The following is a 25,681-nucleotide window of genomic DNA, read 5'->3' as shown; positions in this document are numbered from 1 at the left end:
CGCCGCTCTGGCGCGGGAGACCACGGGAGGAACGATATGGCCACCGCCGTGACCGCGACCGCGTTTCCGCTGGACAGCCTGATCGGCCGGGCCTTGCCGGCGGTCGATTTCGCCGATGCCTGGACCGCACCGCTCGGTGATCCGTCCGTCACTCCCGTCGAGATCGCTCTCGCCGTCTTCAGGCGGACGCCGGTTTGGGTCGATCAGGCCATGGCGGCGCGCAATTGGGTCGTGTCCTGGTTCGGACTGAAGACGCCGGGCGTTCTGAGTGCGGCCGGGTCGAAGCCTGCGGCCGCGTACCGGGTCGGCGACCGGATCGGCATCTTCGAGATCTTCGCCATGTCGGACGACGAAGTGCTGCTCGGCATCGACGACAGCCATCTCGACGTCCGCGTGTCGGTGCTGAAGTCCGTCGACGGGCAGCGCTATGTCGTGGCGACCAGCGTGAAGAGGCACAATTGGCTCGGCCGGCTCTACATGCTCCCGGTCGGCATCGCGCATCCCTTCGTTGTTCGCGCCACCATGCGCAACGGGCGCCTCTGACGGCCCACCGCACGCATTGCGGTGCGGGTCGACGCCGGCTAGCGTGACGCGATGAAGCTCGCCGTTATCGCCGATGTCCACGGCAACGCCCTCGCGCTCGAGGCGGTGTTGGCCGCTATCCGCTCCGAGGCTCCCGATCTGATCGTCGACCTCGGCGACCGCGTCTCCGGGCCGCTCTGGCCGCGCGAGACCGTCGAGCTCTTCCGCGGCCTCGACGTCGTCGGCGTGCGCGGCAATCACGACCGCGAAGTCGCTACGCGCGCACTCAATGCGATGGGGAAGTCCGACCTCTACGCCGCCGAGGCGATCGACGCGGCCGATCGCGCGGCGCTCGGCGCCCTGCCGGCGACCGCGACGCCGGCGCCGGGCGTACTCGCCTTCCATGCGAGCCCCGACAACGACCTGCGTTATCTGACCGAGCGGATCGAGGCCGGTGCGCTCGTGCATCGCGACATCGAGGCGATTGCGGCCGATCTCGTCGGCGTCGCGCCGGGCCGGACGCTGATTCTGGCCGGCCACAGCCACCGCCCGTTCCTGGCGCACCTGCCGAACGGCGCGATGATGCTCAACCCCGGCAGCGTCGGCTGTCCGGCCTATGACGACGACCAGCCGCCGCACGTGTCGGAGAGCGGCAGCCCGCACGCCCGTTTCGCGCTGGTGCGGCTCAGGGCCGCCGGCGTCGAGGCGGTTCGGCTCGAAGCCGTCGCCTACGACTGGGAAACGGCCGCGCGGCGGGCCGAGGCGAACGGGCGCGCCGAGTGGGCCCTTGCGCTGCGCACCGGGCGCATGCGCTGACGGCCGACGCTCCCGACCGGACGTTTCAAGCAACCTCGACGATCAGCTTGCCGACGTTGCGCCCCTCGAGAAGCGTCGGAGATCGTTCCAGGCAATCCGATTGTGAATTCAAGGGCGGGCCGGAACAGCTTTGCGGGCTTTGCCCGCGTGCAACGGGGCCATGCTCGCTTGGCGGAATGCGCAACCGGCCCCGAATCTGCTGTATGACGATGCCATGGAATGGACCGACGAAGGCTTGGTGCTCGGCACGCGGCGGCATGGCGAATCCTCCGTCGTGCTGGAACTGATGACGCGCGAGCACGGCCGGCATCTGGGGATCGTGCGCGGCGGCCGCGCGCCGCGCCATGCGGCGGTGCTGCAGGCCGGCAACGGCGTGCGCGCGGTCTGGCGCGCCCGGCTCGACGAGCATCTCGGCAATTTCGCGATCGAGCTATCCGTCCAGCGTACCGCCGACCTGATGGGCTCCGCGATCGGGCTCAACGCGGTGCAGACGCTCGCCGCGCATCTGCGCCTGCTGCCCGAGCGTGAACCGCACGCCGAACTGCTCGATGCCGTCGAGGCGATCATGCTGCATCTCGACGCGCCCGCGCTGGTCGGCGAACTGGTCGTGCGTTTCGAACTGGCGATCCTCGACGCGCTCGGCTTCGGTCTCGACCTGGCGAGCTGTGCACTGACCGGCGACCGCGATGGGCTCGCCTATGTCAGCCCGAAGAGCGGCCGCGCCGCCACCGCCGCCGCGGCCGGCATCCATGCGCCGCGGCTGTTGCGCCTGCCGCCGTTCCTGACCGGCCGCGCCGCCGAGGATCCGCGCGGCTGGGGCGGCGCGAGCCCCGAGGCGATCCGCGACGGCTTCCGCCTGACCGGGCATTTTCTCGCCCGCCACGTCTGGGAGCCGCGCTCGATCGAGCCGCCCGCCGTGCGCGACGCATTGGCCCATGCCATCGAGCGTGCCGCGCGCGCGGCGTAAGGGGCGCGCGCCGACCCGCGCTCGTGTCCATCGCCCGTCCGGTTGCCTGCGACATCGATGAGAGAACAATAAGATCAAAGGTCGCGTCTTTCTGCTGGAAATCCAGGACATATTCAGGCTATTTCGTGGCGATCGAGAAGATCGTCTCGGTAATATAAGTCAACCATAAGAAATTCGGGATGCGAGTGGCCGCGCGATGCGGGCTCGGTCGGGGGAAGCATGATCCTGTCGCGTTCGGCGCTCGCCGCCGTCTTCGTCGTTGCATCGACCGGCCTCGCCGCCGCCGCCGACGTCGGTCGACCGGTGCCCCGGCCGGCCGCGGTCGACTACGTCAAGGTCTGCGATGCCTACGGCGCCGGCTTCTTCGCGCTGCCGGGCACCGACACCTGCATCAAGATCGGCGGCTATGTCCGCGCCGAATACCGTATCGGCGACTCGAACTGGGCCCGGCGGTCGACCGCGGCCGGCACGCTCGGCGGCTATGTCGGCGCGCAGGGCTGGGACCAGCGCAGCCGCAATGGCGCATGGAGTCGTTCGCGCGTGTCCATGTCGATCGATGCGCGCACGCAGACCGAATTCGGCCTGCTGCGCAGCTTCCAGGACATCTGGATGACGCTCGACACCGGCGCCGCCGGCCCGACGATCCTGATCGACAATGCCTATATTCAGTTCGCCGGCCTGACCGCCGGCCGCGCGGAATCGTTCTTCGACTTCTTCACGTCCTATTCCTACAATCGGACGCTCGACTACTATTCCTATACCAAGGTGGCGCTGCTCGCCTACACGGCGACGCTGGCCAAGGGCGTGTCGATGACGGTCTCGGTCGAAGACCCGACCACCGGCGGCCGCAACACCAACGGCGTCACCTCCGAGGCCGGTTTCTATTTCGGCTCCAAGCCGGGGCAGGGCGCCTACACCGGCGCGCTGAAGCAGCCGGACTTCGTCGCCGCCTTCAATCTGAAGCAGGAGTGGGGGCAGGCGCAGATCGCGGCGGCGAGCCATACGGTCGAGGGGCCGGCGACGAGCGCGGCCGGTTTCGCGGTGATGGCCGGCGTCAAGATCGGCCTGCCGATGCTCGCCAAGGGCGACGAGATGGTGCTGCAGACGGCCTATGCCCGCGGCGCGACCGACTTCGTCGCCTCGAGCAACTACCAGATCCTGAGCGGCACGACGCCGCTCGCCAATCTCGGCGCCGATTTCGTCGCCGATGGTGCCGGCTTCCGGTCGATGCACCTGACCACGGCCTGGAACGTGATCGCGGGCCTGCGCCACAATTTCACGCCGCGCTGGCAGGGCAACATCGGCGGCGCGCTGATGAGCGTCGACGGCTACGGCAATCGCGACTACCGCCAGTTCGATCTTGGCGGCAACATCGTCTACACGGCCGCGCCGGGCTTCCAGATCTCCTCGGGCTTCGAATACCGCAATGTCGCGTTCTCCAACGCCACCATCGCAGACCACTCGAGCGCGACGGTCACGCTGCGCAACGCCCATATCCTGGTCGGTGTCGTGCGCCTGCAGCGGAACCTCTGAGCAGAAACGCGCCTGCCGTCGACGCTGAAAGCGTGCTTCAATCGGCCGGCGTTCTTTCGCCGAGGTGCCGCCCATGCCGCTCGATCTCTATGCCGCTTTCGTGCTCGCCACCGTCGTGCTGATCGCCCTGCCGGGGCCGAACGTGGCGCTGATCGTGGCGAATTCGGTCGCGCATGGCCGCGGCTACGGGCTCCTCACGGTCGCAGGCACCACCGCCGCCATGGTTCCGCAGCTCGTGCTGACCGTCGCCGGAATGACCGGCGCGCTGACGCTGCTCTCGCATGTGTTCGAATGGGTGCGCTGGGCCGGCGTCGCTTATCTGGTCTATCTCGGCATCCAGGCGCTGCGCGCGCCGGCGGTCGACCTGACCCGTGTCCGGCCCGAGCCGAAGCGGCCGCGCGACATCCTGCTGCGCGGATTTCTGGTCTCGCTGACCAATCCGAAGACGCTGCTGTTCTACGGCGCGTTCCTGCCGCAGTTCGTCGATCCCGGCGCCGCGCTGCTGCCGCAGCTCGTGCTCCTGTCGGTGACTTTCGTGGTGCTCGCCGCCGGTCTCGACAGCTGCTGGGCGCTCGCCGCCGGGCGGCTCCGGCAGGTGCTCGCCATGCGCGGCCGGCTGCGCAACCGGCTGACCGGCGGCTTCTACCTCGCCGCCGCGCTCGGCCTCGCGTCGGCGCGGCGCGCCGGCTGATCGAAACCTCGGTCGAGACAGGCCCTGTTCGACGTCGGAAACGGCGGAATAGCGGGGAGAACCGCGCGGTTCTCCTTGCGCGTCGCCGCGCGCGCGGGTAACCAGAACATATGGGAAACAGGGTGATTCCGCCTTCGGGCGACGGTGAGGACGGCGGCGAGATCCTGCCGATCAATCTGCGCGAGGCGCTCGAGGAGCGCTACCTCGCCTATGCGCTGTCGACCATCATGCACCGGGCGCTGCCCGACGTGCGCGACGGCCTCAAGCCCGTGCACCGGCGTCTGCTCCATGCCATGCGCGAGCTGCGCCTCGATCCGGGCTCGGCGTTCAAGAAATGCGCGCGCGTCGTCGGCGACGTGATCGGCAAGTTCCACCCGCACGGCGACCAGGCCGTCTACGACGCCATGACGCGTCTGGCCCAGGATTTCGCCCAGCGCTATCCGCTGGTCGACGGCCAGGGCAACTTCGGCAACATCGACGGCGATAGCCCGGCCGCGATGCGTTACACCGAGGCGCGACTGACCGAGGTCGCCGGGCTGCTGCTCGAAGGCATCGACGAGGACGCGGTCGACTTCCGCCTGACCTACGACGGCTCCGAGGAGGAGCCCGTCGTGCTGCCCGGCGCCTTCCCGAACCTGCTCGCCAACGGCAGCCAGGGCATCGCGGTCGGCATGGCGACCTCGATCCCGCCGCACAATGCCTATGAGCTCTGTCAGGCGGCGCTGAAGCTGATCGACGAGCCGGAGACCCCGGTCGAGAAGCTCATGGATTACGTCCCCGGTCCGGACTTCCCGACCGGCGGCGTCATCGTCGAAAGCCGCGCCTCGATCCTGGAGAGCTACCGGACCGGCCGCGGCGGTTTCAAGGTCCGGGCGCGCTGGTCGACCGAGGATACCGGCCGCGGTACTTGGGTGGTGGTGGTCACCGAGATCCCCTGGCTGGTGCCGAAGAGCCGGCTGATCGAGAAGCTTGCCGAGCTGATCAACGATCGCAAGGTGCCGCTGGTCGAGGACGTGCGCGACGAGTCGGCCGAGGACGTCCGCGTCGTCATCGTGCCGAAGAGCCGCAACGTCGATCCGGCGCTGATGATGGAGAGCCTGTTCAAGCTCTCCGAGCTCGAAAGCCGCATCCCGCTCAACATGAACGTGCTGTCGCACGGCTTGGTGCCGAACGTTCTCGGCCTCAAGGACGTGCTGCGCCAGTGGCTCGACCATCGCAAGGACGTGCTGCTCCGCCGGTCGCGCTACCGGCTCGGCGTGATCGAGAAGCGGTTGGAGATCCTCGCCGGCCTGCTGGTCGCCTATCTGAACCTCGACGAGGTGATCCGCATCATTCGCTACGAGGACGAGCCGAAGGAGGTCCTCATGGCGACCTTCTCGCTCACCGAGGTGCAGGCGGACGCGATCCTCAACATGCGCCTGCGCAACCTGCGCAAGCTCGAGGAGATGGAGATCCGCAAGGAGCACGACGAGCTGACCAAGGAAGCCGAGCAGATCCGCGCGCTGCTCGCCTCCGACGCCAAGCAATGGAAGGTGATCTCGATGGAGATCGCCGGCGTCGCCAAGGACTTCGGCCCCGATACCAAGCTCGGCAAGCGCCGCTCGACTTTCGCCGAGGCGCCGGAGCACGACGCGGCGGCGGTCGCCGAGGCGATGATCGAGCGCGAGCCGATCACTGTCGTGGTCTCCGACAAGGGCTGGATCCGCGCGCTCAAGGGCCACATGGACGACCTGTCGCGGCTCGAGTTCAAGCAGGGCGACAAGCTCAGGCTCGCCTTCAAGGCCGAGACCACCGACAAGCTCCTGGTGTTCTCGACCGGCGGCCGCTTCTTCACGCTCGAGGCCTCGAAGCTGCCGGGCGGCCGCGGCCACGGCGAGCCGATCCGCATCCAGGTCGACATCGAGCAGGATCAGGACATCGTCGACGTCTTCGTGTCGCGGCCGGATCGCAAGCTCCTGATCGCCTCCAAGGAGGGCAAGGGCTTCATCGTCGCCGAAAACGAGGTCGTCGCCCAGACGCGCAAGGGCAAGCAGGTGCTGAATGTCGGCACCACCGACGAGGCCCGGCTGATCCGCCCGGTGCCCGAGGGCGCGACCCATGTCGCTATCATCGGCGACAACCGCAAGCTCCTGGTGTTCCCGCTCGAGCAGATCCAGGAGATGGCGCGGGGCGCCGGCGTCAGGCTGCAGCGCTACAAGGACGGCGGCATCGCCGATCTCAAGCTCTTCAACGGCGCCGAGGGCCTGAGCTGGTCCGACAGCGCCGGTCGCGAGTTCCGTCGCTCGCTCGACGAGCTCAAGGACTGGGTCGGCAACCGCGCCGACGCCGGCCGGCTGCCGCCGGCGGGCTTCCCGAAGTCGAACCGCTTCGACCGGACCTGACGGACGCGGGCGGCGGCTCACGGTCCCGCCCGCCCTGGCGTCCGATCGCGAGCGATGGCACGCGGATGGACCGTAGAGGCACTCGTCAGGACTGGCGAGGGGCGGCCCGGAAGCGCGCTGACGGACTGCAATCGGCGTATGCGCTAGGCGCTGACGGAAGCTGCGGCGTGATTCGATCCGAGACGGTCGGCCGCTCCGAAACCCGTGAAAATTTTAATGAATTTCTGATCGAACGTAACGGCAGGTCTCTCGTCCTCTCGTTGCTCGATCGCATGGTTCGTGTCACCATGACATTTCAGCGGCGGATCTGCGGCCCGTTCACGGTGGCTGCGTCACAGCTGCTGTGGATAGCGTCCGCGATCGGAATTCCAGACCCTGCGAGTCACATACAACCTTCACCAACACGGCGGCACGGCCGTGGGGCGTGGGAGGCGTATCGATGTCGATCGAAGTCAGTGTCGGCGAGTTCGAACCGGAGGTCGTGCGGATCCGCTATTCGGCGGCCGGCCGGCCGTATCTGCGGCTGACATCGACCGATGGTCTGGTCGAAGACCTGTTTCTCGAGCGCGATCTGAAGCTCGTCGCGGAGGTCCCGGATCCTCGGCTCGGCGAGACGATGAACCGCTGGCTGGTTTCCGGCGATGCGACGGGACGCGAGCGCCATTTCGTCGTCGTGCTGCGTGATGGTCGCAAGTTCGGCGCGCGCGCCTCGCGCGACATCGCGGCCGAGTTGCGCGGCTTCTGTGGTGCCGATCCGCTGCGCGCGCCGATGCCGGCGGCGATTCCCGCCGTCGCGCCCATCGCGCGCCGCTCGGCATTCGTGCCCGGCTTCATCGCCAAGCTGATCTCGCGTTGAAGGACGCCGGGTCGTCGGCCGCGCCGTCACGGCGTGGCCGCGAACGCCGCGTGGAAGGCGATCGCGCCGGTCGGCGCCGCGCCCCGCAACGGCTTCGCCAGCACATACATGTCGGGTACGCCCGGGTAGACGAGCCCGGGGTGGCTCGAAAAGCCGAAGCGATTGTAGAAGGCCGGGTTGCCGACGAGCACGCAGCCCTCGGCGCCGAGTGTGCCGAGCCGCTGGAGCGCCGCTTCGACCAGCGCCGAGCCGATGCCGCGGGCCTGCATGTCCGGCCGGACCGAGACCGGGCCGAGCCCATACCAGCCGGTCGCCGCATTCGGCAGCGACACCGGCGACACGGCGACATGCCCGACCACGGCGCCGTCACGTTCCGCGACCAGGGAGATCGTCAGCGCGCCGGCGGCCCGAAGCCCGGCGACGATCGCCGCCTCCGTGCCGGCGCTGTACGGATGTCCCGTGAAGGCGGCCGTCGTGATCGCCGCGATGGTCGCGACGTCTGCATCCGTTTCGGCGCGGATGAAGCCGGCCGGCTTCATTTCGGCAGGATGCCGGGAAGCGTATCCTCCATGCCGGGCTCGGCCCACCCTTGCGGTCCGAGATGCTCCTGCGGCAGGAAGCGGCGCTTGTAGTCCATCTTGCGCGAGCCCTCGACCCAATAGCCGAGATAGACATAGGGCAGCTTGCGGCTGGCGGCGCGCCGGACGTGATCGAGGATCATGAAGGTGCCGAGGCCGCGCTCGTCGAGCTCCGGGTCGTAGAAGGAATAGACCATCGACAGCCCGTCCGAGAGGATGTCGGTCAGCGACACGGCGACGAGCGGGCCGACGCCGCGCCCGGTGATCGCGGTATCGGGGCCGCGGCGGCGGTATTCGACCACCATCGTGTCGACGTGGGTGTCCTCGATCATCATCGCGTAGTCGAGCACGGTCATGTCCGCCATGCCGCCGTCGGAATGGCGGGCGTCGAGATAGCGGCGGAACAGCGAATACTGTTCGGAGGTCGGCGCTGCGGCGATCTCGGTGCCGACGAGGTCGGCATTGGTGCGCAGGTTGCGCCGGAAGCTCTTGGCCCAGTCGAAGTCGCCCGCCTGCACGCGCACCGAGACGCAGGCCCGGCAGCCGTCGCAGGCCGGGCGATAGGCGATGTTCTGGCTGCGCCGGAAGCCGCCCTGCGTCAGCACGTCGTTGAGCATCGGCGCCCGGCTGCCGACCAGATGCGTGAAAACCTTCCGCTCCTGCTTGCCCGGAAGATAGGGGCAGGTCGCCGGGGCGGTCAGATAGAATTGCGGGGCGTCGACGGGATGCTGGGTCATCGGCCTCGAGGAGGGAGTGCGCCGCGGCGCGGCGCGGGGTTGCCCTTGCCCATCATCGGCACTGCGCGATCGAATTGCAATGACGGCAAACGCCCGCGCGACAGCCTTGCGGCACCGTGGCGCGGCGATCTTGGGGCCGATCGTCACCGGACCACGCCGCTGCCGGTGTGGTATGCCGCCCCGTTTCAACCCGGCAGCAGGAAGTCGGCGACAACCGCCTCATGATCCGAGATCGCCGAGCCGTGCCGGTCGACTGCCGGCACGGTCGCGGCGTTCGTCGCCACGAGGCCGCGGCAGAACAGCCAGTCGATGCGGGTGAACGGCGGCGGCGGCGTGCCGTCCGGCCGCGTCCGCAGCGTCGGCTCCCAGGTGTTGGCCTCGGTCCAGACGTAGCCGGCCGCGGCCATGCGCGCGAACAACGGCTCGACGAGCCCGATCTGGTCGGCAATCGTCGCGACATCGGCCGCCGAGCCCGCCGGCAGTGCGCCGGTGTTGAGATCGCCGCCGAGGATCACCGGTGCGTCGCCGACGATACCATCGAGCGCATCGAGCAGGCGCGCGATCTGCGCGTCGCGGAGCCCCGCGTCGCCGCGGCTCTCCAGATGCACCGAGACGAGCCAGACCGGGACGGCCCAGCCTTCCAGCCGCGCGGCCATCGCCTGGCGATGACCGAGCCGGCGCTGGTCCGGCTTGCCGATGCCGCCGAACCAGACGCCGCCGTCGTCGAGCCGTACCAGATGCGGATCGGCGAGGCGCCCGCACGCGATGATGCCGTTGCCGTGGTAGCCGTGGCTGTTGGTCTCGCCGGCATGCCAGACCGTCTCGCGCACGTCGCCGAGCCCGAGCTCGGCGAACTCGACGCCATAGATGTAGGCCGCGCCGAGCTGCTCGGCCATGTCGCGCGTGGTGTGGCGGTTGCCGGCGCGCGCCATGCCGAGGTCCATCTCGGTGGCGAGAACCACGTCCGCCCCGAGTGCCCCGACCAGATCGGCGGACGGCTCGACGAACTTGCAGCGCTCCATGTTCCAGGCGACGACGCGCAGGCGATCACGGCCGGCGAGCGATGCGGCGGTCGCGCGATCGACATCGCCACCGACCTCGATCGCATGCAGCGCCGGTACGCGCGCGGCGAGCTCCGCGTGCCGATCGGACCCGGCCGACCCGGTCAGCGCGGCCGCGCGAACGGCCTCGGCGAGCGGCGGCAACTGGTCCGTGACGGCGGTCACGATCCGCTCGCGATCATGCAGGCTGCTTCCGTCCACGTGGCACTCCATCGACTCGTCGGCCCCTCGGGCGCGAGGTAAGCGGCGGGCGATGACGGCCGTGCGACGTGAGCGTGGCGGGAGCGTGGCCGGCGCGGCTGAGACCGGCTTCGGGTCAGCGGCCCGGCGGCGGCGCGATGGTGCGGTCGAGCATCCGGGCGTTGATGACCACAGTGCCGAGGATCAGGTCTTGCAGCAATTGCCGGCGCGCGGTGAACAGGCCGATCAGGTGGATCAGCGGCGTCAGCACGGCCGAGGCGGCGTAGAACAGCACGACATGCATCAGCGCGATCAGCGGATCGGGCCGCCCGCCGTGCCAGAGCCGCATGGTGAGGCCCATCATGCCCATGCCCGGCGTCGCGGCATTGGCGCCGCCGAGCGTGGCGGTCACGTAGAGGATGCCGACGATCGGCCACAGCGCCGGGTAGATCGCCCAGGCGAGGCCGAAGGTGGCGATGCCGAGGAAGAACACCACCAGTCCGGCCATCAGCCAGAACAGCGTCACGAAGAAGATGTCGAGCAGATAGGCGAAGACCCGGCGCGACAGCGTACCCTCGAACAGCTCCGGCCGGTCGAGCGGATCGAACACCCAGGCCGGCTGGCCACGCGTCATGTCGGACATCGGCTTCTCCTGCGGTCGGCCGGCGCCGTCGCCGTCCCAAGGGCCCAAGATGGGGATCGCGACCCTCCCATGCAATCGCGGCCGGTGCCCGAGGTTCCGCTGCCGCTTCCGGACCGCCTCCGAGCCTCAGGCTTGCCCGAGCCGCTCGACGGTGAAGTCGCGCGCCTCGAGCGCCGCGACAATCTCGCGGGCATGGGCGCCGTCGCGCGCCTCGAACACGACGTCGAGCGTCGCGCCCTTGGCCGGCACCTTGAGGAAGGTCCGGTGGTGCTCGACCTCGAGGATGTTGCCGCCGAGCGCGCCGATCACGGTCGAGATCTCGCCGAGCAGGCCCGGCCGGTCCGGGATGATCAGGCGGATGCCGACGATCTTCTCCTGGCGGGCGAGCTCGCGCACCATGATCGACGACAGGATGCGCGGATCGATGTTGCCGCCGCAGAGCACGAGCCCGACCTTGCGGCCCTTGAAGCGGTCCGCTTCCGCCACCAGCGCCGCGAGCCCGGCACCGGCGGCGCCCTCGGCCATGGTCTTCTGCAGCGTCAGATAGCTGTTCACGGCGCGCTCGATCTGGTCCTCGTCGACGAGGATCAGATCGTCCATCAGCCGGCGCGCGATCTCGAGCGTCAGCCGGCCGACGCGGCGCACCGCGATGCCCTCCGCGAGCGTGGTGCCGCCTGCCTCGACGGGCAGGCCGCGCAGCTCCGCCCACATGGAGGGGTAGAGCCGCGTCTCGACGCCGATGATCTCGATCTCGGGCTTCAGCGCCTTGGCGGCGATCGCCATGCCGCCGGCCAGCCCGCCGCCGCCGACCGGAATCACCAGCACGTCGAGATCCGGCACATCGGCGAGCATTTCGAGCGCGATCGTGCCCTGGCCGCGCACGACATGAAAGTCGTCGTAAGGGTGCACCCAGGTGAGCCCGCGGTCGCGCGCGAGCCGGTCGGCCTCGCGCTCGCTCTCGGCGACCGTCTCACCCTTGAGCACGACCTCCGCGCCGAAGCCGCGTGTCGCGGCGACCTTCACATGCGGCGTCGTCTCCGGCATGACGATCGTCGACGGGATGCCGAGCCGCGTCGCGTGATAGGCGACCGCCTGCGCATGGTTGCCGGCCGACATGGCGACGACGCCGCGCGCCTTCTCGTCGTCGGAGAGCGAGAGCAGCTTCACGAGCGCGCCGCGCTCCTTGAAGGCGTTGGTGACCTGCAGGTTCTCGTATTTGACCGAGACGATCGCCCCGGTCAGCTCCGAGAGCCGCGGCGCCGGCAGGAACGGCGTCCGGAGCACATGCCCCGCGATCAGCCGCTCCGCGTCGCGGATGTCGTCGAGGGTGGGCAGGACGAGTTCGTTCGTGGCCATGGCGCGCTCCGGGCGTTTCGGCCCTCCGCATAGCGCGTTGCCGCCGCGGAGGGAATGCGGCGGACGCGCCGCAGCCCCTCGCGTGGATCGGCCCCCGGGCGGATACCGTGCCGCGACCGAGACCCCGTCTCAGGCGCCCGACAGCATCTTGAAGATGCCGGAGAAGTCGACCCCGGCATTGCCGCCGTTGACGAACAGCCGGTAGATCTGCGCGGCCTCGGCGCCGAGCGGCGTCGCGGCTCCCGCCGAGGCGGCCGCCTCCTGCGCGAGCTTCAGGTCCTTCAGCATCATCGCGGCGGTGAAGCCGGGGGCGTAGTCGCGGTTGGCCGGGCTGGTCGGCACCGGCCCCGGCACCGGGCAATAGGTGGTCAGCGACCAGCACTGGCCGGAGGACTTCGACGCGATGTCGAACAGCCGTTGCCGGTCGAGCCCGAGCTTGTCGGCGAGCGCGAAGGCCTCCGAGACCGCGATCATCGAGATGCCGAGCACCATGTTGTTGCAGATCTTCGCCGCCTGACCGGCGCCGCTCGCCCCGGCGTGGACGATGGTCTTGCCCATGGCCTCCAGATAGGGCTTCGCGCGCTCGAACGCCTCGTCCGCACCGCCGACCATGAAGGTCAGCGTGCCGGCGCTCGCGCCGCCGACGCCGCCCGAGACCGGCGCGTCGATCATCGCGAAGCCGCGTGTCTCGGCGAGGCCGGCCACCTTGCGCGCGGTGTCGACCTGGATAGTGGAGCAGTCGATGAAGAGGGCCCCGGATTGGCGCGGTCGAAAACGCCGCCGACGCCCGCATAGGCTTCTTCGACGTGCCGTCCCTCCGGCAGCATGCTGACCAGCACGTCCGCACCCTCGGCCGCCGCGCCGACATCCGCCGCGGCCCGTCCGCCGGCCGCGACCAGCTTGTCGCGCGCGGCCGCGACGAAGTCGAAGCCCTGCACGGTGTGGCCGGCCTTCACGAGGTTCGCCGCCATCGGGCCGCCCATGTTGCCGAGCCCGAGAAAACCGATCGTCGCCATTGGAAGTCCTCCCCTTGTGATCTTGTTGTCCTGCGCGCGACCGCGATCAGGTCGTGCCGCGCCGCGAGCGCCGCTTGGCCTCGCGGATGCGATCCTCGCGCTCGGCGAGGAAGACCAGCACGACATAGACCAGGATCGAGCCGATCTGGATGCCGGTGGTGACCGTGGTCCAGCCGAAGAAATGCGCGAAGCCGGTGTGGACGATGACCCGCGCCAGATTGGCGAAGAACCAGATCACCGCGCCCCACGGGCTGCCGATCCACATGCCGGTCGCCGCGACCGGATCGACGATCGCGGTGAACACGACTTCGGCGCGCTGGTGGGCGTTGAGCCCGAGGAACGGTGCGATGCCGTCCGGCGTCGCGCCGATCACGCTCGCCCAGGCCCAGAGCCCGTAGCCGAGCAGCACCACGGCGACGAGCCGCGTATAGATGTCGAGCACGAGGCGAAAGCCGAACCGGCGGCCTTCGCTCTCGCCATCGGTCTTGGACGTATCGGACATGGGATGCGCCTTGGTCGGCCCGGCTCAGGCGCCGGGCGGGGAGGGGATTTCCAGATCACCCCCCTCGGGTGCCACGAAATGGGCGTCGATGTCGACCGGGTCGACCTCGGAAAGCGAGGCTGGCCGCCAAGCCGGCTTGTTGTCCTTGTCGACCAGCACGGCGCGCACGCCCTCATAGAAGTCGTGGCCCTGCAGGATCCGCGACACGATGCGGAATTCGAGCCGCATGCAGGCCTCGAAATCGAGGTCGGCGCCGGCGCGCACCTGCCGGAATGCGATCATGACCGAGGTCGGCGATTTCGACCGGATCAGCGCGGCGGCTTCCTGCGCGAAGGCCGCGCTCGGGCCGGTCTCGCCTTCGAGCGCCGCGAGGATCGCGGCGACGCTCGGCGCGGCGAAGGCATGGTCGATCACCTTGCGGTGCCAGGCGAGCGAGGCCGGGCCGGGATCGCTCGCGAAGGCGTCGAACACGCCGGCCGGATCGGCGACCTCGGCCAAGGCGGCCTTCAGATCCTCGAGCCGGTCGCGCGCGACGGTGTGAGTCAGCACGCCCGCCGCCAGTGCATCCGCCTGGCCGATGCGCGCGCCGGTCATGGCGAGATAGGTGCCGAGCCCGCCCGGACAGCGCGGCAGGAACGCCGTACCGCCGACGTCCGGGAAGAAGCCGATGCCGACCTCGGGCATGGCGAACAGCGTCTTCTCCGTGCCGACCCGGTAGCGGCCATGCACCGACAGCCCGACGCCGCCGCCCATGACGATGCCGTCGATCAGCGCCGTGTAGGGCTTCGGATAGCGCTTGATCAGGGTGTTGAGCCGGTACTCGTCGGCGAAGAAGTCGAGCTGGCCCGGCTCCTGCGCCATGCCCATCTCGTAGATGCGCCGGATGTCGCCGCCGGCCGAGAAAGCCTTGCCGCCCGAACCCTCTATGACGACGTGCTCGACCGCTGCATCATCCGCCCAGGCCGCGAGCTGCGCCGCGAGCGCCTTGACCATGCCGTGGCTCAGCGCGTTGAGCGCCGCCGGCCGCGACAGCGTCGCGAGCCCGGCGCGGTCGAGGCGGGAGAAGCGGATCTCGTCGGTCGAAAAGTCCTCGGCGCTCAAGGGCTCGGCTCCGTTTGTCGAATCGTGATCGCAGGCGTCGAATTCTCAGGCGTCGAGCAGACCGCGCGCGATGATCACGCGCATGATCTCGTTGGTGCCTTCGAGGATGCGGTGCACGCGCGTGTCGCGCAAAAAACGCTCGATCTCGTAGTCGGCGAGATAGCCGTAGCCGCCGTGGAGCTGCAACGCCTCGTCGACGATCCTGAAGCCGGTGTCGGTGGCGAAGCGCTTCGCCATCGCGGCAGCTTGCGGGGCCTTGGGCGACTTCGCGTCGAGCAGCGCGGCGGCACGCCAGACCATCAGCCGCGCGGCCTCGAGCTCGGTCGCCATGTCGGCGAGGCGGAACCGCGTGGCCTGGAAATCGGCGATCGGCTGGCCGAACTGCTTGCGCTCCCTGGTGTAGCGGATCGCGCGGTCGAGGCACTCGGCAGCGGCGCCGACCGAGCAGGCGGCGATGTTGATGCGCCCGCCGTCGAGCCCGGTCATGGCGAGCTTGAAGCCGTCGCCCTCCGCGCCGACGCGGTTGGCGACCGGCACGCGCACGCCGTCGAAGTTGACGACCGCGGTCGGCTGGTTGCGCCAGCCCATCTTCTTCTCATTGGCGCCGAAGGAGAGCCCCGGCGTGCCGGCCGGCACCAGGATCGCCGAGATGCCCTTCGGGCCCTCGCCGCCGGTGCGCGCCATCACGAGGTAGAGATCGGAGGCGCCGCCGCCGGAGATGAACGCCTTGGCGCCGGAGAGCACATAGTCGTCGCCGTCGCGGACCGCGCGCGTGCGCAGCGAGGCCGCGTCGGAGCCCGAACCGGGTTCGGTCAGGCAATAGCTCGCGATCGTCTCCATGGTGACGAGCTTCGGCAGGAACGCGGCGCGGAGCGCGTCCGTGCCGAACCGGTCGATCAGGCCGGCGACCATGTTGTGGATCGACAGGAACGCCGAGATCGAGGTGTCGCCGCGCGCCAGTTCCTCGAACACCACGGCCGCGTCGAGCCGCGAGATGCCCGCGCCGCCGCTCGCCTCCGAGACATAGAGCCCGCCGAAGCCGAGCTCGGCCGCCTTGACGCAGGTCGCGCGCGGAAAGATGCCGCCTTCGTCCCAGGCGCGCGCGTTCGGCGCCAGCTCCGCGGCGGCGAAGTCGGCCGCCAGCTCGCGGATCGCGCGCGTCTCCTCCGACGGTTCGAAATCCATCGCCGTTCCCTCCCAAAAAGAACGATCGTTCGTTTCTTGGCAGGGTAGGCGAGGCCGAGGCGGGGCGCAATCGGCGGATCGGAGGGGGAGGGCGCGGGCTTGCGATCGGCGCAAATAAAACGGGCCCCGGATCGCTCCGGAGCCCGTTCGAGACCCATGCAAGGCCGATCGGCCGAAAAAGTCACTGCACCGAGGCGAGCTCGCCGACGCCGTCGCGGGCGTAGATGTCGTCGCGGAAATGGACGACGCCCTCGCGGGTCGCCCAGGCGGTGATGTAGTTCGTGTAGACCGGCACCGGCGTCTTCAGCTTGGCGTCGACGCGCGTGCCGTTGCGGATCGCGTCGTCGATCGCCTGCGACGGCCACTGCGGCGTGTCGCGCAAGAGCCAGCCGATCACCGAGCGGATGTTCTGCAGACGCATGCAGCCCGACGAATAGAAGCGGTTGTTGTCGCCGAACAGGTCGCGGAACGGCGTGTCGTGCATGTAGACGTCATGCGGGTTCGGGAAGGTGATCTTCACCGTCGCCATGGCGTTGATCTCGCCCGGATCCTGGCGGAACTGGTACTGCATCGCCTGATCCGTCTCCCAGTTGATCGCCTGGGGCGGGATCTCCTGGCCGCGGTTGTCGAACACGCGGATGCGGTTCTTGGCGAGGTAATCCGGCTCGACGCGCATCTTCGGGATCAGATCCTTGCGGATGATCGAGACCGGCACGTGCCAATAGGGATTGAAGTTGATCTCGGTGACCTTGGAGGTCAGCACCGGGGTCTGGCGATCGATCTTGCCGACGACGGCGTTGTGGCGCTCGACCACGCGGCCGTTCTCGACCATCTCCAGCTCGGCGGCCGGGATGTTCAGGAAGATGTAGCGCTCGCCGAGGAAGCCCGACATCGAGCGCACACGCACGAGATTGGTCTCGAGCTGGCGCAGGCGGATGTCGGCCGGCACGTTCATGACGTCGAGCACGGTCTTGTCGACGATGCCGTCCGGACGCAGGCCGTGGCGGACCTGGAAACGGCGGACCGCGGCGTCGACGTAGCTGTCGAAGATGTCGCCATAGCCGGTGGTGACGGCCTGGGCCGGAATGTCGCCCGTGACCTGCAGGCGCTTGCGCAGCGCCAGCACCGAGTCGGAACGGGTGCCGACCTTCATGCGCATCGGCGCCGAGACGCGGCCCCAGCCGCCCTGCATCACGATCGACTGATACTGCGGGATCACCGCCTCGATCGCCGACGCGGTCTCCGGCGACAGGAGCGGAACGTCCGACTTGAGCTGGTTGACCGGCGCGGCCGAACCGGCGTCGAACTTGTCCTGCCATTCGCGGACCGCCTGCGCCCGCATCATCGCCTGCAGCGGCGTTTCCTGGGCCAGCGCCGGCGCGGCACGGAGGCCGGCGAGCGCACCGAGACCGAGCCCGAGACCGGTGAGGAGCGACCGGCGGCTGACGTCAGATCCGAGAGCGGGAACTTTGCGTAAGACCACGTGGAAACTCCATGAACCTATCGAGGGCGACCGCGGAGGAAGCCGGTGTTGCTGCGAGTGCTGCCGGTATCACGCGAGATCCGGGCGGTTCAATGACCGACTACGGCGACCGCGCCGAACCGCACGTGAACGTGACCGAGGTGAGTTCGACCGATGCAGATGTGCCGCACTGAGGTGGCCCACACCAGAGAGGTGTCCCGATGAGCGAAGCAATGCTATCGCCAGCGCTCGGAATCGTCTCGACCTTGTTGCTTACACTCGTGGTTTTCACCGTAATGTGGCTGATTCATGTCGCGCGACGGGATGCCGGGGTGGTCGACCTGTGGTGGGGCGGCGGGTTTTTTGCCATGGCGGCATTTGCGTCACTGTTCGCGCCGCCGCTGGGCTCCGTGCAGCGTCTGCTGCTCGCGCTCGTCGGGCTCTGGGCGGCCCGTCTGACCGGCCATATCCTGGTCCGGCACCTGCGCGCCGGGGGGCGTGAAGACCCCCGGTATGCCACGATGCGGGCCGGGGGCGGCCCGACCTAGCCGCGGCGCAATCTCGTGACCGTGTTCTGGGTGCAGGCGGCCGTGCAATGGCTGCTGGCGCTGCCTGTGCTGATCGCGATTCTGCGGCCCGCGGGCGACGGCGCGATCGGCCCGCTGGCGATCGCCGGCATCGGTCTCTACGTGATCGGCTTCGTGGTCGAGGCGCTCGCCGATCACGCGCTGATGCGCTTCCGGTCCGATCCGGCGAACCGTGGCCGCCTGCTGACCACGGGCCTGTTCGCCTGGAGCCGGCATCCGAACTATTTCGGCGAGGCGGTGCTCTGGTGGGGGCTCGGCCTCGTCGCGGTCTCCGCGACCGGCACGGCGCTGGTGCTGCTCGGCCCGGCCGCGCTGACGCTGCTGCTGCTGAAGGTCTCCGGCATCCCGCCGCTCGAGGCGGAACTGGCCAAGCGGCCCGGATGGGCGGCCTATGCCGCCCGCACCAGCGCCTTCGTCCCCTGGCCGCCGCGTGGCGACCGGACGGCGGCCGGGACACACCGGCCCGCCGCTTGAGCCGCGTTCGGCGGTCCCCTGAATGCACGAAGGCCCCGGATCTCGCGATCCGGAGCCTCCGCGTCTCTGGGGGAAGTCTTGGGCCGGCCGGGTCAGGACCGCGTCGCTCGGCTCAGAGCCGGTACAGGATCTGGTCGGTCCAGAAGCGCTCGTTCAAGTCGGCTGTTGCCGACTTGAACCACTTGTCTCTTAAGGAGCGCTCGGCTCAGAGCCGGTACAGGATCTGGTCGGTCCAGAAGCGCTCCAGCCGGTGCAGCGACTTGTTGAGCGTCTTGAACTCGCCCGGGCCGATGCCGCCGACCTGCTCGATCGAGCGGATGTGGCGCTCGTAGAGACGATCGATGACGGTGGCGATCTCGCGGCCCTTGTCAGTCAGGCTGACGCGCACCGAGCGACGGTCGATGCGCGACCGCTCGTGCTTCACGTAGCCGCCCTCGACGAGCTTCTTGAGATTGTACGAGACGTTCGAGCCGAGATAGTAGCCGCGGGTGCGAAGTTCGCCGGCAGTCAACTCGGCGCCGCCGATATTGAACAAGAGCAGAGCCTGCACCGAATTGACATCGTCGCGGCCCATGCGGTCGAACTCGTCCTTGATCACGTCGAGCAGACGGCGATGAAGGCGTTCGACGAGCGTCAGCGCTTCGAGGTAGAGTGGCTTGATTGCGACGTCTTCGCTGGCGCTGGGCAGCGTGTCGACCGCGCGCTTGGCGTTGAGCATTGGATTTCGCCTCGCTGTTCGAATTATTTGTCGGCCTTAAGCCTCGTTGTTGCAGTTGATACTAGGCGATCCGATCTAAAATCGGCTTAAATTGCATCCTAAAATTTCCGTAAAGCCGAGGGTGCTTGCGTCGTACTAAATGAAAGTTGAATCGGATCTTCTGAAAGTGCTTAAGATCGATTCACGATAACTGTTAGTCTGTGGGAAAGCCTGTGGACGACGCAGCGTCGGCGCCTCGCCGGTTCAGGCGTCGTCGCGGCCGGGCCGTTCCTCGAGCGCCCGGCGCGGCCCGAGCAATCCGTCGGGCTGCAGCACCAGGAACACGGCCATCAGCGCCAGCACCGCGGCGTCGCGCCAGACGATGTCCTCATAGGCCGACCACAAGGTCTCGCCGATGCCGATGACGACGCCGCCGAGGATCGCGCCCGGCGCCGAGCCGATGCCGCCGACGATCGCGGCGACCAGCGCCTTCAGCCCGACCACGGTCCCCATCGCGAAATTGGTGCCGCCGTAGTGGAGCGTGAAGATCGCCCCCGCGAGCCCGGCGAGGGCGCCTGAGAGTGCAAACGTGCCGAGCAGCACGCGCGCCGGATCGATGCCGACGAGCCGGGCCATCAGCGCATCGTCGGCGACGGCCCGCCACTGGCGCCCGAACCGGGTCCGCGGCAGCACGATCGCGACCAGCACGGTGACGGCGGTCGCGGTTGCGACCACCAGCATCTGCATGGTGGTGATCACCACGTCGAAGGGGCCATGCGCGATCACGGTCGGCGTGGTCAGGATCGGCTCCAGCCAGCGCTCGCGCGCGCCTTGTGTCCGCGCGACGAACTCCTGCAGCGCCAGCGACACGCCGATCGTGGCGACCAGCAGCGGCTGCGATCGGCGCGACAGGAGCGGCGCGAACACCAGCCGGCCGACCGCGCCGCCCCAGGCCGCCCCGATCGTCATCGCCGCGAGGGCTGCGACCGGCAGCGCGACCGCCGCGCCGGGCAGGCCGAGCGCAAGCGCGCCCGCGACGCCGGCGAGCGCGCCGAAGGCGCCGAGCATGGCGAGGTCGCCGAAGGCGAGGTTGATGCGGTTGACGAGCCCGTAGACCAGCGAATAGGCGAGCGCGAGCAACGCGTAGAGCGCCGACGGCGCGGCTGCGTTGACGATCTGCTGCAGGAAGAAGGCGGGGCCCGGATCGAGCCGGAACAAGCCCTTGCGGCCGGCCTCGGGACCATGGGCGAGTGCGGCGCGCGCCGCCGTGGTCGCCGCCCGGTCGGAGAGCCAGAACCGCTTCAGGACATGCAGGCGGACGTCCGAGAGCTTGCCGGTCGAGGTCAGCACGCCGACGAGATCGCCCTTGCCGCCCTCGAAACCTTCGCCGGCGAAGGCGCAGGTCAGCGTCTTCACCGCCGCGAGGACGGGCGCGTCCGGCGCGGGCCGGCGCTCCGTGCGATAAACGATCCGGACATTGGCCGGTCGCGCCGGATCGGGCTCGACGGAGAGGATGGTGATGCGCGCCCCGTCCGGCTCGACGACGGGGACCACGCTCTCGCAGACCGAGCGCTGGACCTCGTCGACCCCGCCACAGCCGGCGAGGCCGAGGAGCCCGAGCACGCCGATGACGACGGCGACGATGCGCCATCCGACGCCGGAGTGCTTCGGAAGGGCAGGGCGCCACGGCAGGGGCGGGCACCGCCACAAGGTCGGGCGCCCGCGCAAGATCAGGCGCCCGCCTTCAGCCTCTCGGCAACGGCGGGAGCAAAATAGGTCAGCACGCCGTCGGCGCCGGCGCGCTTGAACGCCAGCAGGCTCTCGACCATCGCGCGCTCGCCGTCGATCCAGCCGCGCTCGGCCGCGCCCATGATCATCGCGTACTCGCCGGACACCTGATAGGCGTAGGTCGGCATGCCGAAGGTCGCCTTCAGCCGGTGCACGATGTCGAGATAGGGCATGCCCGGCTTGACCATGATCATGTCGGCGCCCTCGGCGATGTCCTGCTCGGCCTCGCGCAGGGCTTCTTCCGTGTTGGCGGGATCCATCTGGTAGGTCCGCTTGTCGCCGATCAGCGTCTTGTTGGTGCCGACCGCGTCGCGGAACGGCCCGTAGAACGCCGAGGCATACTTGACCGCGTAGGACATGATCTGCACGTGGCCGAAGCCGGCGGCATCGAGCCCGGCGCGGATCGCGCCGACGCGGCCGTCCATCATGTCCGAGGGGCCGATCACGTCGGCGCCCGCCTCGGCCTGCACGAGCGCGGCGCGGACCAACTGCTCGACGGTCTCGTCGTTGAGGATCGCGTCGCCGTCCATCAGGCCGTCGTGGCCGTGGCTGGTGAACGGATCGAGCGCGACGTCGGTGATGATGCCGAGGTTCGGCACCTCGGCCTTGATGGCACGGACGGCGCGGCAGACGAGGTTGTCGTCGTTGAGCGCCTCGCTGCCGACCGGATCGCGCAGCGCCGGGTCGGTGTAGGGGAAGATGGCGATCGCCGGGATGCCGAGCTTGGCGGCACGTTCTGCGTCGCGCACGGCCTGATCGACGGTCAGCCGTTCGACGCCGGGCATCGAGGCGACCGGCGTGCGGGCGTTCTCGCCGGCGACAACGAAGATCGGCCAGATCAGGTCGTCGACGGTCAGCGTGTTCTCGCGCACCAGCCGGCGTGCCCAGTCGGTTCGGCGGTTGCGGCGCAGCCGGCGGCTGCCGACGATGGCGTCCACGTCGATCGCGGGCTTGCCGCGTCCGGGCCGATGTTCGAAATTCATCGCTTCGCCTTTCCCGTCCTGCGCGTCCGGTCTCCCGCGGGGCCTTGCCCGCCGGATCGCGCCTCTGCCCCGCCCGCGCCAACCCGAAGATGGCGCGTCGTTTCGGGTCGAGACCGAATATCACCCTTCGCCGCCCTTCGCCATGCGCGCCGCGATGCGTAGGAGCGCGATCCGGTCTGCCCCAATGCGGGGCGTTCGTCGGTGTGGCGGGCGCGCGGCCGAAGCAGGCGCGTCCGACCGGCCCGCGCTGCCGCGCCGCCCCATGCTGCCGTCGTCCCGTGCCTTGCGCTATGATCCGGCCGAAAGCGGCCCCGAGGAGCGGAACCGGCGTGCAGGGCGAGGTCTATTTCGAGTTCGTGGCGATCGGCGGATCGATGAAGGTCTCCGCGATCGACGGCGCGACCGGGATCGAGGTGTCGGTCATCGGCCCGGCCGGTGCCGCGCGCGCCGACATGCAGGCGCTGGCGCTGCGCAAGCTCAAGCGCCGGATCGAGACGCTCGCGGCGGGCGGGAATCGCTGAGCCGGCGCATGGCGCGCCCGACGCCTCCGCCGGCCTTTCGACCGGATGCGACCGGCACCGCCGGCCAAAATGCTGCCGCAGCGGCGGGCGGGCCCATTTGCCGCACGTACGACGGCGGATGTCGGAGCGTCGACAGTCGGCGGGCGCATATGCTTGGAATATCGCGGCGTTCCGTGCTAGGCGAACCGCGCGTCCGGCGAGAGGGCGAGGGGCTTCGCGTCCGTTCGCCGCAGTCGGCGCGACCGCGTGTCCGTTGCGCCCCGGCGGCGTTCAAGGACAATGCGCGCGAACGAATAAGGGAACCGGGCCGTGCGGCCGCGGTCCCGTCGCGCCGCATCGTCCCGTCCGACCGGACCGGGGAACGACGGCCGAGGTAGGGCTCAAGTCAAGAGGCGATCGCTATGTCCATGACCGATCATTCCGCTGGTGCGGCGCTGTATCCCGGGTTCTTCACCCAGTCGCTGAAGGACAGCGATCCGGCCCTCTACGGTTCGATCGAAGGCGAGCTCGGTCGTCAGAAGGACGAGATCGAGCTGATCGCTTCCGAGAACATCGTGTCCAAGGCCGTGATGGAGGCCCAGGGCTCGGTGATGACCAACAAGTACGCCGAGGGCTATCCGGGCAAGCGCTACTACGGCGGCTGCGAGTTCGTCGACGTGGCCGAGAGCCTCGCGATCGATCGCGCCAAGCAGCTGTTCGGCGCCGAATATGCCAACGTGCAGCCGCACTCCGGCGCCCAGGCGAACCAGGCGGTGTTCTTCACCTTCCTGCAGCCGGGCGACACCTACATGGGTCTTGACCTCGCCTGCGGCGGTCACCTGACCCACGGTTCGCCGGTCAACCAGTCGGGCAAGTGGTTCAAGCCGGTGCCCTACAAGGTGCGCCAGGACAACCAGCGCATCGACATGGACGAGGTCCGCTCGCTCGCCAAGGCGAACAGCCCCAAGCTGATCATCGCCGGCGGCTCGGGCTATCCGCGCATCATCGACTTCAAGGCGTTCCGCGAGATCGCCGATGAAGTCGGCGCGACCTTCATGGTCGACATGGCGCATTTCGCCGGTCTCGTCGCCGGCGGCGTGCATCCGAACCCGCTCGACTACGCCCATGTCGTGACCACCACGACCCACAAGACCCTGCGCGGTCCGCGTGGCGGCATGATCCTGTCGCGCGACGCCGACCTCGGCAAGAAGATCAACTCGGCCGTGTTCCCGGGCCTGCAGGGCGGTCCGCTGATGCACGTGATCGCGGCGAAGGCGGTCGCCTTCGGCGAGGCGCTGCGTCCGGAGTTCAAGTCCTATGCGGCCGCGGTGGTCGAGAACGCCAAGGCGCTCGCCTCGAGCCTCGTGGAAGAGGGCCTCGACCTCGTCTCCGGCGGCACCGACACGCATCTGATGCTGGTCGACCTGCGTCCGAAGAAGGCGACCGGCAACGTGACCGAGAAGGCGCTGAAGCGCGCCGCGATCACCTGCAACAAGAACGGCATCCCGTTCGACCCGGAGAAGCCGATGGTGACCTCGGGCGTGCGCCTCGGCACCCCGGCCGGCACCACCCGCGGCTTCGGCCCGGCCGAGTTCCGCGAGATCGGCAAGATGATCGCGAACGTGGTCGACGGCATCATGAAGAACGGCGAGGCCGGCGACGCCCAGATCGAGCAGAAGGTCAAGGAGCAGGCCGAGGCGCTCTGCCACCGCTTCCCGATCTATCGCTGAGCGGCGACACCCCGAAACGGAAACGACGGCGAAGGGCGGGGATCATCCCCGCCCTTCTGCTTTTGGGGGCATCGCAGGTCGCGACGGTGCGACTGCCGCCTGCGAGCCCCGATCCGGCACTTGCCAGCAGTGCCGCACTGTGGATTGCTGCCTGTCCGAGACCGGGAGAACGCAATCCATGTCGATCGATCATTGGCTGGCCTTCGCGGCCGCATCGGCGGTTCTGCTCGCCATTCCGGGGCCGACGGTCCTGCTCGTGATCTCCTACGCGCTCGGCCATGGCCGGAAGTCGGCGACCGCGACGGTCGCGGGCGTCGCGCTCGGCGACTTTACCGCCATGACCGCCTCGATGCTCGGCCTCGGCGCGCTGCTCGCGGCCTCTGCGGCATTGTTCACGGTGCTGAAGTGGATCGGCGCGGCCTATCTGATCTATCTCGGCGTGAAGCTCTGGCGCGTGCCGGTCGCCGCCGCCGGGCCCGACGAGGATGCCGGCGAGACCGGGAAAGAGCGCCCCTGGCGGATCTTCCTGCACACCTATGTAGTCACCGCGCTGAACCCGAAGAGCATCGTGTTCTTCGTGGCTTTCCTGCCGCAATTTCTCGACATGGGGCAGCCGGTGCTGCCGCAGATGGTGATTTTCGAGGCGACCTTCCTGGTGCTCGCCACCCTCAATGCCGCCGCCTACGGCCTGATGGCCTCGATGGCGCGCCAGTCGATCCGCCGGCCGGACGTGCGGCGTTGGGTCAATCGCACCGGCGGTTCGTTGATGATCGGCGCCGGCCTGCTCGCGCTCGGCTGGCGCCGCGCCGCGACCTGACGGCTGCTCAGAACAGGCTCGCCTGGGCGCCGGGCATGCGTTCGCGCTCATGCGCGAGCAGCCAGCGCTTGGTCTCGATGCCGCCGCCGAAGCCGGTGAGGCTGCCGTTGGCGCCGATCACCCGGTGGCACGGCACGACGATCGGGATCGGGTTGGCGCCGTTGGCCGCGCCGACCGCACGGCTCGCATCCGGCCGGCCGATCCGCGCGGCGAGCGCGCCATAGCTGGTCGTGGTGCCGAACGGGATCTCCGTCAGCGCCCGCCAGACCTCGCGCTGGAACGGCGTGCCCTGCGGGTCGAGATCGAGGTCGAACACCTGTCGCTCGCCGGCGAAGTAGCCGCGGAGCTGGTCTTGCACGGCGTCGAACGCGCTGTCGTCGCGCCGCCAGTTCTCGCGCGGTGCGACATGGCCCTTGCCGCTCGGAAACCCGATCGTCGACAGCCGTTCACCGTCGCCTGCGATCAGCAATGGCCCGATCGGGCTCTCCATGACGGTGTAGAGGGTCTGCATCGGGCGA

The 25,681-nt window shown here is 69.2% G+C and carries 23 protein-coding genes and 2 pseudogenes; 11 read left to right on the top strand and 14 right to left on the bottom strand.

What is annotated here, in order from left to right:
* The first annotated feature begins 36 nt into the window (after window positions 1-36).
* From ABS361_10570 to ABS361_10540, 7 genes are all read left to right on the top strand, one after another.
* Entirely contained in the window at window positions 37-543 is a 507-nt protein-coding gene (locus tag ABS361_10570; GenBank protein XBY46608.1) for a DUF2867 domain-containing protein, read from the top strand.
* Between the two features lie 51 nt (window positions 544-594).
* Window positions 595-1,338: a metallophosphoesterase family protein gene (locus ABS361_10565; protein XBY46607.1), complete on the top strand. Its 744-nt coding sequence runs from the start codon at window positions 595-597 to the stop codon at window positions 1,336-1,338.
* Between the two features lie 214 nt (window positions 1,339-1,552).
* Window positions 1,553-2,305, top strand: a complete 753-nt coding sequence (gene recO, locus ABS361_10560; protein XBY46606.1) for a DNA repair protein RecO — start codon at window positions 1,553-1,555, stop codon at window positions 2,303-2,305.
* Between the two features lie 219 nt (window positions 2,306-2,524).
* Window positions 2,525-3,838 carry a porin gene (locus ABS361_10555; GenBank protein ID XBY46605.1) on the top strand — a complete coding sequence of 438 codons (1,314 nt, stop codon included), beginning with the start codon at window positions 2,525-2,527 and terminating at the stop codon, window positions 3,836-3,838.
* Between the two features lie 73 nt (window positions 3,839-3,911).
* On the top strand, window positions 3,912-4,529 hold the full coding sequence (locus tag ABS361_10550) for a LysE family translocator (protein ID XBY46604.1): 618 nt from the start codon (window positions 3,912-3,914) through the stop codon (window positions 4,527-4,529).
* A 110-nt stretch (window positions 4,530-4,639) separates the two neighbouring features.
* Window positions 4,640-6,910 (top strand): DNA topoisomerase IV subunit A, encoded by a 2,271-nt coding sequence (gene parC, locus ABS361_10545; protein ID XBY46603.1) that lies wholly within the window; start codon window positions 4,640-4,642, stop codon window positions 6,908-6,910.
* A 439-nt stretch (window positions 6,911-7,349) separates the two neighbouring features.
* On the top strand, window positions 7,350-7,766 hold the full coding sequence (locus ABS361_10540) for a hypothetical protein (protein ID XBY46602.1): 417 nt from the start codon (window positions 7,350-7,352) through the stop codon (window positions 7,764-7,766).
* 26 nt (window positions 7,767-7,792) lie between these two features.
* On the opposite strand, the gene ABS361_10535 is transcribed toward ABS361_10540, so the two are convergent.
* From ABS361_10535 to ABS361_10490, 10 genes and pseudogenes are all read right to left on the bottom strand, one after another.
* Complete coding sequence (locus ABS361_10535) at window positions 7,793-8,305, bottom strand: N-acetyltransferase (GenBank protein ID XBY46601.1); 513 nt, start codon at window positions 8,303-8,305, stop codon at window positions 7,793-7,795.
* Window positions 8,302-9,081: an arginyltransferase gene (locus ABS361_10530; GenBank protein XBY46600.1), complete on the bottom strand. Its 780-nt coding sequence runs from the start codon at window positions 9,079-9,081 to the stop codon at window positions 8,302-8,304. The genes ABS361_10535 and ABS361_10530 overlap by 4 nt, the downstream gene beginning before the upstream one ends.
* Before the next feature lie 185 nt (window positions 9,082-9,266).
* Complete coding sequence (locus ABS361_10525) at window positions 9,267-10,343, bottom strand: endonuclease/exonuclease/phosphatase family protein (GenBank protein XBY46599.1); 1,077 nt, start codon at window positions 10,341-10,343, stop codon at window positions 9,267-9,269.
* A gap of 115 nt (window positions 10,344-10,458) precedes the next feature.
* On the bottom strand, window positions 10,459-10,965 hold the full coding sequence (locus ABS361_10520; protein ID XBY46598.1) for an RDD family protein: 507 nt from the start codon (window positions 10,963-10,965) through the stop codon (window positions 10,459-10,461).
* Window positions 10,966-11,091: 126 nt separating this feature from the next.
* Window positions 11,092-12,321 (bottom strand): threonine ammonia-lyase, encoded by a 1,230-nt coding sequence (locus tag ABS361_10515; GenBank protein ID XBY46597.1) that lies wholly within the window; start codon window positions 12,319-12,321, stop codon window positions 11,092-11,094.
* A gap of 129 nt (window positions 12,322-12,450) precedes the next feature.
* A pseudogene (mmsB, locus tag ABS361_10510) lies at window positions 12,451-13,337 on the bottom strand (3-hydroxyisobutyrate dehydrogenase).
* A gap of 46 nt (window positions 13,338-13,383) precedes the next feature.
* Window positions 13,384-13,839, bottom strand: coding sequence for a DUF6163 family protein (locus tag ABS361_10505; protein XBY46596.1), 456 nt, complete (start codon window positions 13,837-13,839; stop codon window positions 13,384-13,386).
* Between the two features lie 24 nt (window positions 13,840-13,863).
* Window positions 13,864-14,940: an enoyl-CoA hydratase/isomerase family protein gene (locus ABS361_10500; GenBank protein XBY46595.1), complete on the bottom strand. Its 1,077-nt coding sequence runs from the start codon at window positions 14,938-14,940 to the stop codon at window positions 13,864-13,866.
* A gap of 45 nt (window positions 14,941-14,985) precedes the next feature.
* Entirely contained in the window at window positions 14,986-16,125 is a 1,140-nt protein-coding gene (locus tag ABS361_10495) for an acyl-CoA dehydrogenase family protein (GenBank protein XBY46594.1), read from the bottom strand.
* A gap of 181 nt (window positions 16,126-16,306) precedes the next feature.
* Window positions 16,307-17,608, bottom strand: coding sequence for a L,D-transpeptidase family protein (locus tag ABS361_10490; protein XBY46593.1), 1,302 nt, complete (start codon window positions 17,606-17,608; stop codon window positions 16,307-16,309).
* Between the two features lie 200 nt (window positions 17,609-17,808).
* On the opposite strand from ABS361_10490, the pseudogene ABS361_10485 reads away from it, so the two are divergent.
* Window positions 17,809-18,648: pseudogene (locus tag ABS361_10485) on the top strand (DUF1295 domain-containing protein).
* Between the two features lie 205 nt (window positions 18,649-18,853).
* Here the strand turns inward: ABS361_10485 and ABS361_10480 are convergent.
* From ABS361_10480 to hemB, 3 genes are all read right to left on the bottom strand, one after another.
* Window positions 18,854-19,366, bottom strand: coding sequence for a winged helix DNA-binding protein (locus ABS361_10480; protein XBY46592.1), 513 nt, complete (start codon window positions 19,364-19,366; stop codon window positions 18,854-18,856).
* Window positions 19,367-19,609: 243 nt separating this feature from the next.
* Entirely contained in the window at window positions 19,610-20,968 is a 1,359-nt protein-coding gene (locus ABS361_10475) for a branched-chain amino acid ABC transporter permease (protein XBY46591.1), read from the bottom strand.
* A gap of 107 nt (window positions 20,969-21,075) precedes the next feature.
* Window positions 21,076-22,116: a porphobilinogen synthase gene (gene hemB / locus ABS361_10470; protein XBY46590.1), complete on the bottom strand. Its 1,041-nt coding sequence runs from the start codon at window positions 22,114-22,116 to the stop codon at window positions 21,076-21,078.
* A 329-nt stretch (window positions 22,117-22,445) separates the two neighbouring features.
* Between hemB and ABS361_10465 the strand changes: the two genes are divergently transcribed.
* The 3 genes from ABS361_10465 to ABS361_10455 all read left to right on the top strand — a co-directional run bounded on the left by ABS361_10465 (window position 22,446) and on the right by ABS361_10455 (window position 25,163).
* Window positions 22,446-22,637 carry a serine hydroxymethyltransferase gene (locus ABS361_10465; protein ID XBY46589.1) on the top strand — a complete coding sequence of 64 codons (192 nt, stop codon included), beginning with the start codon at window positions 22,446-22,448 and terminating at the stop codon, window positions 22,635-22,637.
* A gap of 407 nt (window positions 22,638-23,044) precedes the next feature.
* On the top strand, window positions 23,045-24,346 hold the full coding sequence (gene glyA / locus ABS361_10460) for a serine hydroxymethyltransferase (GenBank protein XBY46588.1): 1,302 nt from the start codon (window positions 23,045-23,047) through the stop codon (window positions 24,344-24,346).
* A gap of 178 nt (window positions 24,347-24,524) precedes the next feature.
* A complete protein-coding gene (locus tag ABS361_10455; GenBank protein XBY46587.1) occupies window positions 24,525-25,163 on the top strand; it encodes a LysE family translocator in 639 nt (212 codons plus the stop codon).
* A gap of 7 nt (window positions 25,164-25,170) precedes the next feature.
* On the opposite strand, the gene ABS361_10450 is transcribed toward ABS361_10455, so the two are convergent.
* On the bottom strand, window positions 25,171-25,674 hold the full coding sequence (locus ABS361_10450; GenBank protein ID XBY46586.1) for a methylated-DNA--[protein]-cysteine S-methyltransferase: 504 nt from the start codon (window positions 25,672-25,674) through the stop codon (window positions 25,171-25,173).
* Between the last annotated feature and the right edge of the window lie 7 nt (window positions 25,675-25,681).

It is taken from the genome of Ancalomicrobiaceae bacterium S20 (genome assembly GCA_040269895.1).
Lineage (GTDB): Bacteria > Pseudomonadota > Alphaproteobacteria > Rhizobiales > Ancalomicrobiaceae > Methyloraptor > Methyloraptor flagellatus.
The sequence above is the reverse complement of the archived record's forward strand: the minus strand, read 5'-3'. Positions and strand labels throughout refer to the sequence as shown.